Origin of the sequence: Herbaspirillum sp. NPDC101397 (genome assembly GCF_044767325.1) — a bacterium.
Lineage (GTDB): Bacteria > Pseudomonadota > Gammaproteobacteria > Burkholderiales > Burkholderiaceae_D > Herbaspirillum.
Map to the genome: position 1 here is coordinate 94,122 of NZ_JBIWNS010000011.1, position 14,183 is coordinate 108,304.

19 protein-coding genes are annotated in these 14,183 nt (G+C 55.4%); 7 read left to right on the forward strand and 12 right to left on the reverse strand.

Annotated elements, in window-relative coordinates; genetic code table 11:
* Window positions 1–78 precede the first annotated feature (78 nt).
* The 3 genes from ACIROW_RS22675 to ACIROW_RS22685 are packed head-to-tail and all read left to right on the forward strand — an operon-like array spanning window position 79 to window position 2,663.
* Complete coding sequence (locus tag ACIROW_RS22675) at window positions 79–1,446, forward strand: NAD(P)H-dependent oxidoreductase (RefSeq protein WP_402279121.1); 1,368 nt, start codon at window positions 79–81, stop codon at window positions 1,444–1,446.
* 9 nt (window positions 1,447–1,455) lie between these two features.
* A complete protein-coding gene (locus ACIROW_RS22680) occupies window positions 1,456–1,770 on the forward strand; it encodes a putative quinol monooxygenase (RefSeq protein WP_402279124.1) in 315 nt (104 codons plus the stop codon).
* Entirely contained in the window at window positions 1,767–2,663 is an 897-nt protein-coding gene (locus tag ACIROW_RS22685; protein WP_402279126.1) for an NAD(P)-dependent oxidoreductase, read from the forward strand. Before ACIROW_RS22680 ends, ACIROW_RS22685 begins: the two co-directional genes overlap by 4 nt.
* A gap of 93 nt (window positions 2,664–2,756) precedes the next feature.
* Here ACIROW_RS22685 and ACIROW_RS22690 read toward each other — a convergent pair whose 3' ends face one another.
* From ACIROW_RS22690 to ACIROW_RS22700, 3 genes are all read right to left on the reverse strand, one after another.
* Window positions 2,757–3,161: a DUF5990 family protein gene (locus ACIROW_RS22690; RefSeq protein WP_402279129.1), complete on the reverse strand. Its 405-nt coding sequence runs from the start codon at window positions 3,159–3,161 to the stop codon at window positions 2,757–2,759.
* Between the two features lie 95 nt (window positions 3,162–3,256).
* Window positions 3,257–3,727 (reverse strand): cupin domain-containing protein, encoded by a 471-nt coding sequence (locus tag ACIROW_RS22695; RefSeq protein ID WP_402279131.1) that lies wholly within the window; start codon window positions 3,725–3,727, stop codon window positions 3,257–3,259.
* A 72-nt stretch (window positions 3,728–3,799) separates the two neighbouring features.
* Window positions 3,800–4,942, reverse strand: a complete 1,143-nt coding sequence (locus tag ACIROW_RS22700) for an FAD-dependent oxidoreductase (protein WP_402279134.1) — start codon at window positions 4,940–4,942, stop codon at window positions 3,800–3,802.
* 84 nt (window positions 4,943–5,026) lie between these two features.
* Between ACIROW_RS22700 and ACIROW_RS22705 the strand changes: the two genes are divergently transcribed.
* Window positions 5,027–5,716: a TetR/AcrR family transcriptional regulator gene (locus ACIROW_RS22705; RefSeq protein ID WP_402279137.1), complete on the forward strand. Its 690-nt coding sequence runs from the start codon at window positions 5,027–5,029 to the stop codon at window positions 5,714–5,716.
* 135 nt (window positions 5,717–5,851) lie between these two features.
* Complete coding sequence (locus tag ACIROW_RS22710) at window positions 5,852–6,223, forward strand: DUF4440 domain-containing protein (protein WP_402279140.1); 372 nt, start codon at window positions 5,852–5,854, stop codon at window positions 6,221–6,223.
* A 52-nt stretch (window positions 6,224–6,275) separates the two neighbouring features.
* Here the strand turns inward: ACIROW_RS22710 and ACIROW_RS22715 are convergent, their stop codons facing one another.
* The 5 genes from ACIROW_RS22715 to ACIROW_RS22735 all read right to left on the reverse strand — a co-directional run bounded on the left by ACIROW_RS22715 (window position 6,276) and on the right by ACIROW_RS22735 (window position 9,091).
* Complete coding sequence (locus ACIROW_RS22715; RefSeq protein WP_402279142.1) at window positions 6,276–6,770, reverse strand: DUF2314 domain-containing protein; 495 nt, start codon at window positions 6,768–6,770, stop codon at window positions 6,276–6,278.
* Window positions 6,771–6,972: 202 nt separating this feature from the next.
* Window positions 6,973–7,575 carry a hypothetical protein gene (locus ACIROW_RS22720; protein WP_402279144.1) on the reverse strand — a complete coding sequence of 201 codons (603 nt, stop codon included), beginning with the start codon at window positions 7,573–7,575 and terminating at the stop codon, window positions 6,973–6,975.
* A 161-nt stretch (window positions 7,576–7,736) separates the two neighbouring features.
* Entirely contained in the window at window positions 7,737–7,994 is a 258-nt protein-coding gene (locus ACIROW_RS22725; protein WP_402279147.1) for a hypothetical protein, read from the reverse strand.
* A 67-nt stretch (window positions 7,995–8,061) separates the two neighbouring features.
* A complete protein-coding gene (locus tag ACIROW_RS22730) occupies window positions 8,062–8,481 on the reverse strand; it encodes a hypothetical protein (RefSeq protein ID WP_402279149.1) in 420 nt (139 codons plus the stop codon).
* A 61-nt stretch (window positions 8,482–8,542) separates the two neighbouring features.
* Complete coding sequence (locus ACIROW_RS22735; protein ID WP_402279152.1) at window positions 8,543–9,091, reverse strand: hypothetical protein; 549 nt, start codon at window positions 9,089–9,091, stop codon at window positions 8,543–8,545.
* Window positions 9,092–9,274: 183 nt separating this feature from the next.
* Here ACIROW_RS22735 and ACIROW_RS22740 point away from each other — a divergent pair, with 183 nt between their 5' ends.
* The gene (locus tag ACIROW_RS22740) at window positions 9,275–9,853 is read left to right on the forward strand and encodes a TMEM175 family protein (RefSeq protein ID WP_402279155.1); all 579 of its coding nucleotides are present in this window, start codon (window positions 9,275–9,277) and stop codon (window positions 9,851–9,853) included.
* A gap of 683 nt (window positions 9,854–10,536) precedes the next feature.
* Here ACIROW_RS22740 and ACIROW_RS22745 read toward each other — a convergent pair.
* From ACIROW_RS22745 to ACIROW_RS22755, 3 genes are all read right to left on the reverse strand, one after another.
* Entirely contained in the window at window positions 10,537–11,118 is a 582-nt protein-coding gene (locus tag ACIROW_RS22745) for a hypothetical protein (RefSeq protein WP_402279157.1), read from the reverse strand.
* Window positions 11,119–11,232: 114 nt separating this feature from the next.
* Window positions 11,233–11,961 (reverse strand): site-2 protease family protein, encoded by a 729-nt coding sequence (locus ACIROW_RS22750; RefSeq protein ID WP_402279159.1) that lies wholly within the window; start codon window positions 11,959–11,961, stop codon window positions 11,233–11,235.
* Window positions 11,962–11,970: 9 nt separating this feature from the next.
* The gene (locus tag ACIROW_RS22755; protein WP_402279161.1) at window positions 11,971–12,981 is read right to left on the reverse strand and encodes a DUF2167 domain-containing protein; all 1,011 of its coding nucleotides are present in this window, start codon (window positions 12,979–12,981) and stop codon (window positions 11,971–11,973) included.
* Window positions 12,982–13,411: 430 nt separating this feature from the next.
* Here ACIROW_RS22755 and ACIROW_RS22760 point away from each other — a divergent pair, with 430 nt between their 5' ends.
* The gene (locus ACIROW_RS22760; protein ID WP_402279163.1) at window positions 13,412–13,696 is read left to right on the forward strand and encodes a hypothetical protein; all 285 of its coding nucleotides are present in this window, start codon (window positions 13,412–13,414) and stop codon (window positions 13,694–13,696) included.
* A gap of 87 nt (window positions 13,697–13,783) precedes the next feature.
* Here the strand turns inward: ACIROW_RS22760 and ACIROW_RS22765 are convergent, their stop codons facing one another.
* On the reverse strand, window positions 13,784–13,951 hold the full coding sequence (locus ACIROW_RS22765; RefSeq protein ID WP_402279166.1) for a hypothetical protein: 168 nt from the start codon (window positions 13,949–13,951) through the stop codon (window positions 13,784–13,786).
* Between the last annotated feature and the right edge of the window lie 232 nt (window positions 13,952–14,183).

The window sequence follows — 14,183 nt, forward strand, 5'->3', positions numbered from 1 at the left end:
ACGCTTTCAGGTATCGCACCCCAAGCCGAGAACGCGGGAGACACGGGCGATGCCTTCTGTTATTGACGAGGATTAACAATGAATCTGTACAGCTTGCTGCGCGAACGCGCGGCGGCCGGCCGCCCGGTGCGCGTCGGCCTGGTCGGCGCCGGTAAATTCGGCTCCATGGTATTGGCGCAGGCCCGGCTGATCGAAGGCATGCACATCGTCGGCGTGGCCGATCTGAATGTGGAAAAAGCCCATGCCGCGCTGGAGCGGGTGGGCTGGGAGAAGGATCGATATCAGGCCAAAACGCTCGGCGACGCCGTCAAGAACGGCACCACCTGCGTGCTCGACAATGCCGCCGCACTGGCCGATTGCCAGGAAATCGAATGCATCATCGAAGCCACCGGTCATCCGATCGCCGGCGTGCGCCATGCCTTGTCTGCGATCAATGGCGGCAAGCACGTGGTGATGGTCAACGTCGAAGCCGACGCCATGTGCGGTCCCTTGCTGGCGGCGCGCGCCAAAGCCAAGGGCCTGGTCTACAGCATGGCCTACGGCGACCAGCCGGCCATCATCTGCGAGCTGGTCGACTGGGCGCGCTCCTGCGGCTTCGAGCTGGTCTCGGCCGGCAAGGGCATGAACTACGAGCCGCGCTACCGCTACTCGACACCGGACACCGTGTGGGGATTCTTTGGCTGGACCGACGAAGAAGTCGCCAAGGGCGATTTCAATCCCAAGATGTACAACTCCTTCACTGACGGCACCAAAGCCGCGATCGAAATGGCGGCAGTGGCCAACGGCACCGGCCTCGATTGTCCGGACGACGGCCTGGCGTTCCCGCCGACCGGCCTGCATGATCTGGCCAGCGTGTTCCGTCCCGCCGCCGACGGCGGCCGACTCGCGCGCGCGGGCTTGGTGGACATTGCGGCCAGCCAGGAGCCGGATGGCCGCGAAGTCTTCAACAATATCCGCTACGGCGTCTTCGTCACCTTCAAGGCGCCGACCGAATATGCACGCGCCTGCTTCAAGCAATACGGCCTGCTGGTCGACAAGTCGGGCTGGTACGGATCGATGTGGCGGCCGTTCCACATGATCGGACTGGAGACCAGCATCAGCGTGTTGTCGGCGGTGCTGCGCGGCGAGTCCACCGGCTGCTCGAAGGAATTCCGCGGCGATGCGGTCGCCACCGCCAAGCGCGACTTGCAGGCCGGCGAGATGCTGGACGGCGAAGGCGGCTACGCCGTGTGGGCCAATGCGATTCCGGCGGCGAAAAGCCTGGCGCTGGGTGCGCTGCCGATCGGCCTGGCGCATAACGTCAAGCTCAAGCGCCCGGTCAAGAAAGACACTGTGGTCCGCTTTGAAGACGTCGAGTTGTCCAGCGATCTGGACGTCGTGAAGCTGCGTCAGGAAATGGAGCGGCACGCCCGCGCCAATCCGGGCGGCAGCATCCTGCTGCGCTAGGAGTCGCGCATGGCAAATGCAACAGCATTTGTCGTCATTGCCGAGTTCGAGGTCAAGTCCGCCGCCATGGCGGACTTTCTCGCGCTGGCGCATGACGATGCACAGCATTCGGTGGCCGACGAAGCGGGGTGTCGCCAGTTCGACGTAGTGAGCTTTCCCGGTTCGACGCGTGTACTTTTTTATGAAGTGTATGACGACCGCGACGCATTTGATCTGCATCTGGAGACGCCGCACCTGGCACGTTTCAGAGCAGGATTTCCGGCCTGCATCGAGCGTGAATTGCCGGTGCGGTTTGGCAGCACCGGTAGCGGAGATGCGACATGACGGCACCCGCAAAAATCAAGACCATCGGTTTCATCGGCACCGGCATCATGGGCTTTCCGATGGCGCGTCATCTGGCGCAAGCGGGTTATCGGGTACAGGCATGGAATCGTACGCCGGACAAGGCGCAGCGGCTCTCCGCGTTCGGCGCCGAGGTGGTTGCCGAGGCCGCGGATGTCATCCGTGACGCGGACGCGTTGGTCTGCATGCTCAGTTCAGGCCCCAGTTGCGATGCATTGCTGCTGGGTGAACAAGGTCTGATCGCCGGCATGCGCGCGGGCTCCTTGCTGCTCGTCATGAGTTCGATTCCGGTCGAGACCGCCCGCCATCAGGCGCAACAGGCCGCCGCGCGCGGCGTGGCGTATGTCGACGCTCCCGTCTCGGGCGGTGAAAAAGGTGCGATCGAAGCCAGCCTGGCGATCATGGCCGGCGGTACGGCGCAAGCCTACCAGCAAGCATTGCCGCTACTGGAAAAAATGGGACGGCCGACGCACGTCGGTCCGGCCGGATCAGGCGAATTGGCCAAGCTGGTCAATCAGATGATGGTCGCCAACAATATTGCCAGCGTGGCGGAAGCGCTATTGCTGGCTGAGCGTGGCGGCGCGGATCCGGCAAAAGTGCGCGAGGCGTTGCTGGGCGGCTTTGCCGACTCGACCATATTGCGCCAGCACGCGCTGCGCATGATCAGCGGCGATTTTGCGCCGGGCGGTCCGGCGCGTTATCAGGTCAAGGACACCAACACGGCGATTCGTTTCGCCGCCAGCGTCGGACTGGATCTGCCGATGCTCAACAAGGCTGACCGGCTGTTCGCCGACATGCTCGACAACGGCGACGGCGATCTCGATCACAGCGGCGTGATACGGGAACTGCGCCGGCGCAACCAGCTTCCTGTCTGAGGATCATCCATGACGAGCCGGTTGCACCGGCTCGCCGAAGCGCAGCAGATGGCTGCGGGTCGGCAAGGAGGGGGTGGTCCTCATTCAGTGTGACTAAGACATGGTCCATGCAATCGCCTCGGAAGCATGCGGTCGACGCCCGGTAATGTCCGCGCGGATTGCCGTGGCGTCGCCCAGATCGGCAGCCGTGAAGGCCAGCGGTATTTTCACGCGTTGCACCCACAACGCTGCGGTGGCGGGGGCGGCGCGTTTCCAGCTCAGGTACATGAAGCGCGCCGCAGCCGTGCCGTGGACAAAGGGGCCGGCGAAGTCGATATTGCCGTTTCCCTTGTCCTTCATCAGAACCACGCACTCGAACGCCATCGCGCCGTCGCGTTTGCGGTTGCCGGCATACACGTTCTGATCTTTATCCTGCAGTCCGACGTCAGCCGGCTCGTCGAGAGACGGCAGCGTTTTGCAAGTCAGGGTCACCTTGATCTCGCGGGCCAATGCGCTCATGCGGGAATCCTTATGTTGATGTTGATGTTGCTGGGAGTGTTGCGTGGGTGATGCGCTTGTCCGCAGTGCAAGCGCGGGACGGACAAGCGTCAACATTAATGCACGAAGGTGATGTCGTCCTTGGCCTGCGGCGGGATCTTGATCGCAATCGCCTTGACCGGGCCGGCCGTCACCACGGCGCCGGCGTGCGGCGTGCCTTTGGGGATGATGATCAGGCTGCCGGGTTTGAACTCCTTGAGTTCTCCGCCCAGCCACATGGATCCGGTGCCTTCGACGATGTACTGGATCTCATCGGTCTTGGAATGGATGTGCTTGTCGACGTTGCCCGACTGCAGATTGATGGTGGCGTTGTCCGTGTTGACCAGAGTTTTCGAGCGCAACTCAGGATAAGGTGTGGCGGGCAGCGCGGCGTGGTTGATGGCATTCAGGTCGATCACGGTCGCCACCAGCGGCGCTTGCTGCGCGTGGGCAGCCGGAACCAGATGTTGCAGCAGTGGCGATGCTGCAATGCCGGCCGCAAATGCGCCGACGATGGCGAACGCGATGAGGGTGTTTTTTTGACGCATGGAGTCTCCGTTTTTTTAGTTGTCGCAGGTTGCGCGGATAGCCGATAGGGGCTGCGTCGATCATAGCATTGCCTACGCTTCAAGGTGGTTGGCGTCCGGCTCCTGGAACATGTCGATCATCCCCCTTGCAGGATCTTCTCCGGCAAGCAATTCATAGAATTTTTCACCTTCCGCCGCGACCTTGGCGCTGCGCTCGAACATGGCTTGCTCAAATTGATGAAGAGCGGTTTCCAGGTCATCGGCATGCAAGGCGATGGCCTTGGCAAGTTCGGCGCCGTCGTACAGCGCCAGGTTGGCTCCCTCGCCGTTGGGGATGCTGAGGTGGGCGGCGTCGCCGATCAGGCTTACTCCCGGCACCCGTTGCCAGCGGTGTTCGTTTGGCAGAGCGTGAAGCGGACGCCATAGCGGGACCGTGTCGCTGTCGGTGATCAGTGCAGTGAGTTCAGGCGCCCAGCCCGTGAACTCATCTGCAATACGCGCGCTTGCCTTCGCCTTGTCCGTGAAGTCGATATCGGCAAACCACTCCAGCGGCTTGGCCAGCATGGCATAAGTGTGCAGCGTGTCATGGCGCTCGCGATGCGCCATGATCGCCTTGCCTTGAACGGGGGCGCCCATTTGCCCGGTGCCGACCGCTACCGCGCTGGCCGGGTGGCGAACGCCCGCATCGAACAGAAACGTCTCCACGTACGACATCCCGGAATACCGGGGCGTGACGGTGGAGAGCAGCGGACGCACCTTTGACCAGGCGCCATCGGCGCCGACCAAAAAATGCGTGATGACGGTTCCGCCATTGGCAAAGCTGACTTCATGGCGGCCGTCTCCCAACGAGCGCACACCGGCGACTTTGTACCCCCACCGTACTGTCCCGGCCGGCAAGGAATCGAGCAGCATCTGCCTGAGCTCACCGCGTTGCACCTCGGGACGGCCGCCGTTGCCGTCATCCGGATTCTCGAACAGCAGGCTGCCGTCGGGACTTAAAACCCGCATCGCCTGCCGTCCCTCCAGGATCAGTTCCTGGAACTGCGTGAGCAGGCCGGCGTCTTGTAGCGCCAGCTGCCCATTGTAATCATGGATGTCGAGCATGCCGCCCTGAGCGCGCGATTCGGCCGAGGGTTCCGCTTCGTAGACGATCGACGTAATGCCGTGCAGGTGCAGGACACGAGCCAGTGTGAGGCCGCCGAGCCCGGCCCCGATGATGGTGATTGAGGTATTCATATGGATTTTCCGGGAAGCGGCTGTTAAGTTTGGAACGACGTTCCAATATATTGGAATGGCATTCCATTTATGTCAAGATGTCGCATGGTAAAAAAAATGCAGCGTCGTCCACGACGTGATGAATCCTTGTCGCGGGAGCAGATCATCGAAGCCGCAATCGAACTGCTCGATAGCGGCGGCGAGCCAGGTTTGACCTTCCGCAACCTGTCCGAGCGCCTAGCCACAGGTCCGGGAGCCATCTACGGACACGTCGCCAACAAGAATGATCTGCTCGAAGCCGCCTGCAGCGCGGTGATTGGACCTGGTGTGAATTCACAGGCGAAGGACATGCCGCCGAAAGCGGCGATTCGCGCCTTAGCGCTGATGATGTTCGATGCGATGGATGCGCATCCGTGGATCGGTTCCGCGCTGGCGTGGGCCGCTGGAAAGTCGACCATGGTGAGCGTGCTGGAGCGTATCGGGCAACAAGTGCACGCGCTTGGCGTGGCACCCGAGAAACACTGGGTCACCGTGTCAGTGCTGTTGAACTACGTCCTCGGAGTAGGCGGGCAGAATGCCGCCAATGCGCAAGCGGCGCGGGCGCGAGAAGCGGAGAGAGATGAATTCCTGAGTACGGTGGCAGACGCCTGGTTGCAGCTCGACCCCGATCGCTATCCGTTCACACGCAGTATCGCTACGCAAATGCGTGTCCACGACGATCGCGCTGACTTCCTGGTGGGAATTGATCTGATCCTGGCGGGCATTGAATCTGCCGGGACGGCAAGACCGCAATAGGGCGAACGCATTCGCTCCTGAAGTTGTTCGCTAACGGCCGACTATGGACATCTGCATGTTCTTCCTTGTTTGTCGCAATCATGTTCAGCATACTGATCCAGTCAGATAATCATCGATCACGTTGAAGGGAAGCGAATGCCGACATCCGGACTTGACGCCGTGCTTGCCGAACTTATCGCCCGCGAACCCATTTTTCATCGAAGGGAGTTCGGGACAGGGCGTGAAGCATTGCTCGACATGACTGCCGACGATTTTTGGGAAATCGGCGCAAGCGGCGATATCTACGACCGTAACTTCGTCATCGAAACATTGTTGGAGCGATACGAAACGCAGGAGGAAGGAGACTTTTCCTGCAGGGAGTTTCACATCCGGCAGTTGGCTGACGATCTCTACCAACTCACCTACTTACTGCAGCAGTCCGGCCGGCGTACACGAAGAACGACGCTGTGGAGAAATACTGATGGAAAATGGAAAATCGTCTTCCATCAAGGAACACTGATTTCCTGACACGCTTTGGCGATGTCTGCGTCTGGCCGGTTGCAGACAAAGTTCACTATGTCTAATGCTCCATCCATTGCCGAACGCCAGTATGCTCGTCAAATAACTGCCGTTGATTGTCGGGCAGGCGGCTTCGTTGAACACGCAGTGTGAAGCCACCATATAGCTTGCCTTGATCGTTCGCAAACCAATCATAGACGTCTGCACGTCGGCAATGCACGTATTTTCCGGGCGGATACCAGGTATGGAGTTCAGCCGGTGCTTCGAAGATGAGTCCCAAAAACGCATCCGCTTCGTCTGGATCAGTTTCGGCAATATTTACCCAAAGGAAGAGGAATCGCTCCTCTCCAAGTTTCTCAGATGCCACAGGATCTCTGAGACGAAGTTTCACGCAACATACGGAGGCTTTGCCATCACGCACGAATGAATCAAGTCGGTCAAATGTCGCTGCAGCCGATTGATAAGCGACTTGCATCTCGGTATCGCTACCGTGTGTTCGCGTAAATAATGGTTCTTTCGTTGAACGCCTAAAGACGTCTTTGATTTTTCCCCACATAGACCTTCCCCATTTTGATTCTTGTAATGCGCCATGTGCATTTGTTAGTGAAGAACGTTATTGCTGACTATAGTAGAGCTTGTTTTAATTTCCCCTTCTGGCCGATTGCGGACATCTCTATGGACCTTATCTTGATTGCATGAACGATGCTGTCGTTAAAAATAATCCTTGGAAGAAACCATTGAAGAAACCCGTAAAATCTTCATGGGCATGCATTCGCGCGTTTCTGAGAGTTGACAGATTCGATCACTGAGCCATACGGTTTGGCAGAAGGATTAAGCCGCATGTTTTCTCTATATGCCTCGACGGTATGATCCAGATCGCTGCATGCCGCTTTTCGATCGCCCAGAGCGACATGCACATCAGACATGAGGTAGTAGACATTCGTCAAGGAGTCAAATTTCTTTGCTTCTTGAAGAAGGACCTCTGCGCGAAGGAAATAGTTGAGCGATATCTCATAAAACTCCTTCGTTTTCTCCAGACGGTTGTCGTAAGTCACGGATTTATCGAGGAAGCCATCACGTCTATATATTTTTTCCCACTTGACTACCGCTACGGACTCCAACAGAAGGGCATATTCTCGATACGTATTCCCGAGTCCATGAACGTCATCTTTTTCCTTAAAGACAGACATCGCCTCCTGAATTAGACGTTCTGCCGGAATTGGTCGATTCTGCCTAACAAAAAGATCATGGGCGTCGTCCAGTTTTTTCCATGGGTTCGAAGTTGCCGCAACGTCAAAGGCTGCGCAGTTGCAGAGCAGAAGAGTTGCAATAAATGCTCCGGCTAACCGAAGTTTTCTCATATTCCGCCTTATTAAAACTATTTGGGATCTTCTCAACGATTGAATATTATCGGTGCTGCTGATTTTCTGCAGTGCTGAAAGATTCGCAATGACAAGTACGCTACGAGCTGGTTGCGGACGTCGGCCTCCCTGTTCAGGCTGCGCCGGCGGCAGTCGACCATTTATAACGGTTCAAGATCCGCAGGAAACTGGCTCGCTTTTTCCCATTCCACCTCACTTAAGTCTTCGCGAATGTCACGACGATGCCATGCTCTATTGAGATGGGAAAAGACGTGTCCAAGATCAATCCGTAGATTAGCTTCATCATATTCAGGATCCTGACGCATATCCTCGATCAACGTGGACAGATGTTCTTTTGCATCTTCCAATTCCGACATCAGGAAAATCCATCCTATAGGTGCGTTTTCTTTTGCAATCACGAATGGGCTTCCTTTTTCACCAATGCCGACTTCTGGCCGGTGGCGGACGCACGCTCAAAAAAATGAATTATTGAATACACAGCGGATTTTGGTGTTTCGCGTCCGTCATAACTCGCCTCAAAAACCTCAGCACCTCCAATGAATCATAACAACGTTCATGACGCCCTTTGATCGGTAAGTCAACTGTTTGGGAGCCCTTCATCTTCAGCAAGAGACTTTCACTATTCTTTCCATCGGTTAGTTCTACATCAATAACATCGATGAATCGCAATACTATTAAATTGCCGTTGTCATTCCAGGTCAGTCCTTGGTCGAATATGGCAACCACATCTTCTTCAATGTTGGAATTTCGATAGTAACCAAGCAATGCTCCTAAGTTCGATATCCTGGACGGACATGTCAACTCATCGACTTGGGGCTGTGCATGCTCGTAGTTCTTAAGTGCCTTCAAGATTCGATGTACTCGCATGGCTGTTGTGATTTTCATTATGAATAATGACAAGAGTTATGGCCGTTCCTGGCCGATTGCGGACTTCGGTGAATAAGATTCAAACGGGATGGGGAGAGGCTGTGAACGAACGATAGTCCTGATCCCATAGCCTGGCCACCCAAAATCTCTCAACATAGTAGGCGATCTGCTCGTGCGCCTCCTTCAAGGATAAAGCGCGAGCCCAACTGACATATTTAGCAAACGCAGTTCGTCTCTCACTCAATGCACTGACTACATCTGCCGTAGACAGCGTTGAGAAGTCTAGTCGCCCATAGGGAAGAGACATCAATCTTGATGGATCAAAAGTCCAATCATGCGGATTAGTGTTCAGCAACGCCTCGCAATCGAATACCCATGGATATTCCCCGGGTTCACTGGGAGCCACAGCGGGAACAGTTTCGGATTTGTCTCGCAGAAACGAGTGGCGAAAACAGGCAAGATGAGCCATCGCTCCACCGCTGGCAAGCCGTCCCCCACCGCGTACCCAAGCAATCTGGACCATCCCGTCATCGCTTAGCAGTCGCGCCCCTTTCTTTTGGAATCCGAGGGCTTTTAACGGATGGGTGACTATCTCGTCAAAAATCTCTTCAAATTCGTTTTTCTGCATAACTTCGCATTTGCCTAAAAGCGTTTTCGTACCGGATCATAGATTCTACACAGTCAGCTTCTGGCCGATTGTGGTGCCACGCTTGGGACTTTACGGTGTTGACGATGCCTATCCTGTCTTGCGGGGCTTGATCGTGCTCGACAGGATTGACGCCAGACACGTTTCCATGGATGCTGTAGGCCCATGAATAAAGCGCGACTGGAAGCATTCAGCGACGGCGTTATCGCCATCGCAATCACGATCATGGTGCTGGGCCTCAAGATGCCGGACGGCGCGAGTTTGGCCGAGTTGCTCAAACTGGTTCCACAGTTGCTCAGCTACGCGCTGAGCTTCACGTATGTCGGCATCTACTGGGTCAATCACCATCATCTTCTGCAACTGGTCAGCCGCGTCAACAGTCGCATTCTGTGGGCTAACCTGCATTTGTTGTTCTGGCTGTCACTGATTCCTTTCGTCACCAATTGGGTCGCCGAACATCATCGCGATCCTGTGCCCGTAGCCTCGTACGGCGCCGTGCTGCTGATGTGCTCGATAGCGTTCCTGGTGTTGCGGCGTACGTTGATTGCAGCGGAGGGGGGCGACTCCCGGCTGGCGAAAGCCATCGGCAAAGGCGTAAAGAACTCTGCTTCGATCTTGTTGTACGCGCTGGCCATTCCCTTGTCGGTCTGGGATCCTCTGACCGGTACCGTCATCTATGTCGTGCTTGCCGTGCTCTGGTTCGTTCCAGATCATCGCCTGGAAAGTTCCGGTACTCGCAGCTGAATTCGGCTGAGCATACTCGCAGTTCTTAAGTGCCTTCAAGATTCGCGGCACTCGCATGGCCATAGCTCTTTTCTTTAGGAATAATGAAAAGAGCTATGACTGCTTCTGGCCGGTTGCGGACTTCGCTATCGAAGCGTATCCAACCATTTTCTATCAACGGCAAAAAGCCCGCATCTTGCGGGCTTTTTGCTTCTTCAGATGTACGTTTTGTTTATATTCCCTCGCCCTTGCTGGTCAGTGACTGCTTTAACTGATTTACCGAATCAAGGAGTGACAAGATGGTCGACCAGAACACATAGATCAAGAAGAACATACCAACAATGGGAATAAGAGTGACTACGACATAAACAGGGACGTTCTTATTTGTTCGTGCCGCTATTTGCGCGACAAAGACTGCATAAATCAACTGTACGATAAACATCGGTAAGAAACTGATAAGTGTCGCGCCCACAATATTTCCTTTTCTGATTGGTTATAAACATTATGAATTGAAAGACGAGATTTATATTCGTCCATGGCTTTCCACCCTTAGCCAATTGAGGACATCGCGAACTGTATCAAAAAATCCCGCAAATGCAGGCTTCTTTCTTTTCATGAAAGTCTGCTTCTGGCCGACAACCGACATTGCGGAACTGTAGCAGCAACAAACTCGACATTTACATGTCAGGAGAGATTCTCCGGCGCTACTGCGCGCTCTGAGGTAGTTTTCGCAATTCAACCGGGCTCGGAATATCATTCCAATCCATCAACACCTGCTCGCTGCGCGGCCCGTTCTTGCGCAACCAGTCGGCCATTTCCGGCCCCACCTTCTGGCCATAGATGCGGTGCGAATGCACGATGATGAGACCCGTGCCATCCATCAGTACAACGCGTGCGAATACGGCCTCGAGAAACCCCTGGCTTCCTAGGACCGCGCCGATGAAATGCTCAGCGGGGCGGATCTGGGTACGGGGGACCGAATTGGTTCGCAGGACTTTTCCGGCGGCTTGATAGGTGCTTAGTATTCTGTTGGCCAGCTCCGCTAATTTGTCTCCATCGGAGACCTTATCGATGACATTGATGGTGATCATGTCGTTCCACCGGCTCAGGTCGCTCTCGGCTGGCGGCGTGAATTCGTTCTGACCGTTCTTTGACCAACGATGAAGGTAATTCACGCCATCGAGGTTGAGGTCGTTGGCGCTTACCGCCTGCGCCAGTGTCGGCATCAGTGCGAAAGCGAATGCCAGGGCCCGCAGATAACGTACTTTCGAAGCTAAACGTTTCATTTCGACGTCCTTTTTTTGTTGTCGATGGATCAGGCCTTGTCGTATCAAGTACGTCATGGCAGCTGCTGCCCGACTCCGGACTTCTGCTGACCGTATTGACGGTCGTTCGCGCGATCAGGAGTGAATGGCTCGCACGGCGCCCAACATGTCATGCACGCCAAGCGCCATCATGGCGAGAAATGCGATCAATGCCAGGTAGCAGACACTGTAGTTGAGCTTGGTTGCAGCCGAAACCCCGTAATAGCGCGCATTGTCAGAGTGACTCGGGTCGTAATTCCAAGCCAACCGGAGTTGAGGCAAAGCCAGTATTGCGACCAGGATCAGCATAGGGCTGGGATGATAGATGAACAGCCCTATCAATACTGGAACACCAGCGAACCAAATCCGTGGCGACAACACTGCAGTAATACGGCCGCCGTCGAAGGGAGACAATGGGATGAGATTGAACAGGTTGAGGAAGAAGCCACTGTATGAGACTGCAAGCAGCAGCGAGCTGTCCATCTGCCGTGCCGCGAAATAGCAGACCAGAGCCGCAATGCTGCCGGCAAGTGGGCCGGCCATGCCAACATAGGCTTCCGTTTCGGCATTAAAAGGCTTGTCCTTCATCTCTATCCAGGCACCGACGAATGGGACGAAAGTCGGCAATCCTACGTTCATCCCTCGATTACGGGCTGCCCAATAATGGCCGTATTCGTGGATCAACAGCATGCAGATGAAGCCCAGCGCATAGCGCCAGCCGAAGATCAACGTATAGGCTAATAGCGACAGCAGCATTGAACCGCCGGACGCAAGCAGTTTACCGAGCTTGAGCCCGGAGAGGGCAAACACCAGCAGTTTGATCATGATGTCTGGTCAGTGCGGATCGGTCTGCCTGGATTGCGACGCTGGAGTGGTCGGCGCTTCGGGTGTCGGCAAAACGGGTGCTGCCGGAGCAGGCGTGTCCTCAGCAAATACAACCGGGGGAACAGCCTTCGGCTTTCCGGTAAAAAACTTCTTGAAGGCTACGCCAAATCCGACTACTGCCAACAGGATCACCTTGAAGAACTTAGCGGCGAACGCGGCGATGACGGCTAGCAGGCCCAGTTTTTTGACCGCGACGCCCGCAACCAGCGCGGCAAGGCCGTATTCGGCAACATGGTCGGTGGACGAGTTGAAATCGGCGTATCGCTTGCCGTCATTGAAACTGATCGCCGCGAGCAGCTGTTGCGCCGTGGGCTTGTATTGCTGCAGCAGATCCAGTGGGCTCACCATGGTGAGCGAGAGATAGCCTTCACGACCCAAGGCCAACGTACGGTAATTTACGGAGAGGTCGGCAGGGGCATCGTGCTTGTCTTTGCTGCCGATGATGGCCGACCACACCAATTTGTGTGTAGCTGCATCATATTTGGGTACCTCTGCCCAACCGGTCACTTCGATCTCGGGAATCCCGTGTTGCTTGCGCTCAGCATTGGCCGTGTCGGTGCCCTCCTTAAGGTTGCTCAGGATGTCGTCCGCCTTCCAATCCTTGGCATCGTCGTCGCGCACGTAGCCGCCTTTTTCCACAGTCAGCACACTCATCCATGAACTTGCAGCGTCGGTAGGAAGAATGATGCCGACCAATGCTTTTTCATCGACACGATTTCCGAGAGAACGCAAATAGCGGGCTGCTGCCGCCGAAGGTATGAATGCGGTCTTGGCTGGCAGGGCAAGCTTTGCCTGATCCTGGATGTCGATGGAAGCAGGACCATGCTGGAGAACCTTTTCAGCCTCCTGTGCGGCAGCTTTTTGCTCGGATTCGGTCGCTTGATCCAGGGCGTTGGCGTTGCCAAAGATAAGGAATAAAAATGCAAAAAAAACAATGAAGAAACGCGATGGAGCTTTCATGGATAGAATTCCCCCTTTTTTATTTGTTGATGTGGGCGCATGGGTGCAGCCGCATTTTGACAGAAAGGAAGTTCCTGCGGTATGAGATTTCTTGGCGTAACAGCTTCTGGCCGGCTACAAACGTCAATGCGTTCGCGAACCCACAGCTATCTCTTAAATACCTACCAAGTAGTATTGAAATTTATTGTCCGGATATTGTGCTTCGTGCATAAATCGGCGAAGGCTGAATTTGCCCGGCGGATGGGAACTGAAAATCTTCGCGGGGCTCGACAGGCAATGGAGGCGCTGAGTAAAGCCGCAGTGCCGGCATTGCCATCTTCGGACTTGGTTGCGTAGCACAAGGCCGCGTCGGAAAGATGTCCTTATGCTCAGCCCCTGCGTTACGCTATCCTGGCGGCTCGCAACGTGAGACACGGAAAGGAATTCTGGCATGGATAAACAACGCATTGTCGATGTATTGGCGTCACTCGACGCAATCCACATCCGCAGCATCGACACGGCAGAATGCGATAGCGCGAAGTGGGCGGCGACCAGAATCCGCAATGCGGGCGAGGCCGATATGGCGGACGTGCTCAAGGATCTGAGTCGGCACCTGTTCTCGTTCAAAGGCCCCTTTTACGAGTCATTTGATGACAGCAAGGAATTGGACGAAATGCGGTCGATCTGTCGGCGGTCTATCGAGATTGCAATGGATGCCGCGGGCACACGTGACTAGCGTGAAGTTCGTGTTGAGGTCGGCTTCTGGCCATTAACGGACAATCTGATTTCAGCCAAAGAAATGTCCTCGTTGGGATCGGCGCTGCTAGAGCACTTCTTCGCTCCGCTGCTTGGCATCTTCTCTCGCATCTTCCATTTGCCGCCTGATATCAACCTTCGCTCGCCGATGTGCCGCATGTGCCTGGTGACTAATAGGGGCGGTCGTCATCAGTTCTCTTAGATTGGCCGTACTTTCGTCGTATTGCTGATGCATGGCTACTCCTGACTAAGGGTTTAGGCTTTTTACCACACATGAATGACTACGTGTCCACACTCTCCATTTAACAGTCTTAAAGATTTCGCTCCCAGAAATTTCATAAAAATCAAATCTCGGTTTTTATTTTCCAGCGGCCGCTTCTGGCCGGTTGCGGTCATTCAATGTAGGCTGGTTATAAATAAATTTAAATAGTATTCCTGCTCGTTTAAAGAATGAGATTCATCATTCA